This window comes from Gilliamella sp. Fer4-1, assembly GCF_001690515.1.
GTDB classification, from domain to species: domain Bacteria; phylum Pseudomonadota; class Gammaproteobacteria; order Enterobacterales; family Orbaceae; genus Gilliamella; species Gilliamella apicola_C.
Window position 1 is genome coordinate 1 of record NZ_LZGZ01000207.1, and the last position, 2,795, is coordinate 2,795.

General features: G+C 36.8%; 3 protein-coding genes and 1 pseudogene. 3 read left to right on the top strand and 1 reads right to left on the bottom strand.

What is annotated here, in order from left to right; genetic code table 11:
• A pseudogene (locus A9G30_RS07570) lies at positions 1-207 on the bottom strand (FKBP-type peptidyl-prolyl cis-trans isomerase); the annotation flags it as partial.
• Between the two features lie 231 nt (positions 208-438).
• Here A9G30_RS07570 and fabZ point away from each other — a divergent pair.
• The 3 genes from fabZ to lpxB form a co-directional block, all read left to right on the top strand.
• Positions 439-885, top strand: coding sequence for a 3-hydroxyacyl-ACP dehydratase FabZ (gene fabZ / locus A9G30_RS07575; protein ID WP_065568254.1), 447 nt, complete (start codon positions 439-441; stop codon positions 883-885).
• A gap of 43 nt (positions 886-928) precedes the next feature.
• Positions 929-1,708: an acyl-ACP--UDP-N-acetylglucosamine O-acyltransferase gene (gene lpxA / locus A9G30_RS07580; RefSeq protein WP_065581521.1), complete on the top strand. Its 780-nt coding sequence runs from the start codon at positions 929-931 to the stop codon at positions 1,706-1,708.
• On the top strand, positions 1,708-2,795 hold a 1,088-nt coding region (gene lpxB / locus A9G30_RS07585), incomplete at its 3' end, for a lipid-A-disaccharide synthase (RefSeq protein WP_081295753.1). The genes lpxA and lpxB, both read left to right, overlap by 1 nt.

Genomic DNA, 2,795 nt, shown 5'->3' on the forward strand with positions numbered 1-2,795 from the left:
CTTAATTTCATTTTGTTCCAAATTTGATTTCATATAGGTTGCGAATGATGAACCTAAAGCATAAGCTTCTTTTTGTGCATCAGTTGAAAGAGTGACTTTGCTTTCCGTTGTTTCAGTATTCGATTCAGATGTTTTTTTATCATCACATCCCGATAATGCTAAAACAATGGCGCCACTTACTAAGGTCATTTTAATCAATGATTTCATTATACTTCTCCAAGTTATAAACTTTTTAGTTGATTATTTTAATTATTATATATGATTTGGTATAGGATAATATAGTGCTTGTGGATCATTTATTTTATAAATCTGTATTAATATGTTGATAACAAATTAGGGCAGACAATATTTCGCAATTTAAATCATCCTTGAGTGAAAGCGGTATCCTCAGTTATAATGTATAGAATTTAGAGTAAATAATGTATAAGGATAGCTATTTTGACTACCGAACTTAATGCCCTTGATATTGAAGAGATCATCAGTTTATTACCCCATCGTTACCCATTTTTAATGGTTGATCGCGTGATTAGTTATGAAAAAGGTAAAACATTAAAAGCGATAAAAAATGTGACGGTGAATGAGCCATTCTTTCAAGGACACTTCCCAAACAAACCGATTTTCCCTGGCGTATTAATTTTAGAAGCCATGGCACAAGCAACGGGTATTTTGGCATTTAAAAGCATTGAAGAGCTGTCCCCTGGGCAACTTTATTATTTCGCTTCAATTGACAAAGCACGTTTTAAACGTCCTGTTGTACCTGGTGATCAGCTTGTACTTGATGTTGAGTATATTAAAGAGCGTCGTGGTATTGCGCTATTCCATGGTGTTGCAACTGTTGATGGTAAGTTAGTTTGCGAAGCCGAAATGATGTGTGCTCGTAAATAACATTTGGTATTTTACATATTCCAAATTGTTTTAAGGAAATACTATGGCAACAGAAATACACCCAAGTTCAGTCATTGAAAAAGGTGCTAAAATCGGCGATAACGTCAAAATTGGTCCTTTTTGTTTTATTGGTGAAAATGTTGAAATTGGTGACGGAACCTTTTTAAAATCGCACGTTGTCATCAATGGTCACACCAAAATTGGTAAAGATAACCAAATTTATCAATTTGTCTCAATTGGTGAAGTAAACCAAGATTTAAAATATCGTGGAGAGCCAACGCGTACCGAAATTGGCGATCGCAATATGATTCGCGAAAGCGTCACTATTCACCGTGGTACGGTTCAAGGTGGCGAGTTAACTCGTGTTGGTAGTGATAATTTATTGATGATTAATGCTCACGTTGCACACGATTGTTATATTGGTGATCACTGTATTTTAGCAAATAACGCTACTTTAGGTGGGCATGTTCAATTAGGTGATCATGTGATTATTGGCGGTATGACCGCAGTACACCAATTTTGTGTTATTGGATCGCATGTGATGGTTGGTGGTTGTTCAGGCGTTGCGCAAGACGTTCCACCTTATGTTATTGCTCAAGGTAATCATGCAACACCTCATGGCGTAAATTACGAAGGGCTAAAACGTAGAGGGTTTAGCAAAGAAGCTTTACAAGCGATTCGCAACTGCTATAAAACCCTTTATCGAAATGGCCTAACGTTAGAAGAAGCCAAAGTTCAAATTGAAGCTGTTGCAAAACAACAGCCTGAAGCCCAACTTTTTATTGACTTCTTTACCCGTTCAACGCGAGGCATCATCCGTTAATGGTCAATAAACCGTTAACTATTGCTCTAGTTGCTGGAGAAACCTCTGGTGATATTCTTGGCGCAGGATTGATTCGTGCGCTGAGAAAACATCACCCCAATATTGAATTTGTTGGTATTGCTGGCCCTCAAATGCAAGCCGAAGGTTGCCAAGCTTGGTATGAAATGGATGAATTGTCAGTTATGGGAATTGTTGAAGTATTGGGGCGTTTACGTCGTATTTTATCAATCCGTCGAGATATCACTCAACGCTTAATTCAGCTTAAACCTGATATATTTATTGGTATTGACGCGCCTGATTTTAACCTTTCTTTAGAAGGTAAATTAAAGCAAGCAGGTATAAAAACCATTCATTACGTTAGCCCTTCGGTTTGGGCTTGGAAACAAAAACGTGTTTTCAAAATTAAACGCAATACCAATCTTATTTTAGCTTTTTTGCCATTTGAAAAAGCGTTTTATGATAAATTTGATGTACCTTGCCGTTTTATCGGTCACAAAATGGCGGATGACATTGCACTTAACCCAAATCAACACGCTATGCGCCAACAATTAGGTATTCCGCTTAATAGTCGTTGTATAGCTTTATTACCTGGTAGTCGTCATGCTGAAGTTGCATTATTATCAGCACCTTTTTTAAAAGCGGCAATACTCTTGCGTAAGCGCTATCCTGCTCTACATATTGTTGTGCCACTAGTCAATGCGAAAAGACGACAAGAGTTTGAACAAATTAAAGCCGAAATAGCACCAACACTTGATGTACAATTATTAGATGGTCATGCCCGTGAAGCAATGATTGCCAGTAATGCTGCAATTTTAGCATCAGGCACAGTAGCACTAGAATGTATGTTAGCTAAATGTCCGATGGTAGTTGGCTATAAGATGAAGCCTTTCACATTTTGGCTCGCTAAAAAATTAATTAAAACACCTTATGTTTCTTTACCTAATATTTTAGCGGGTAAAGCGATTGTGCCAGAGCTATTACAGCAAGATTGCACACCTAAAAATATTACTAATCATATTATTTCTTTTTTAGAAAGCGACAATAGTATATTGAAGGAAACCTTTTTATCTTTACATAATCAAATTCG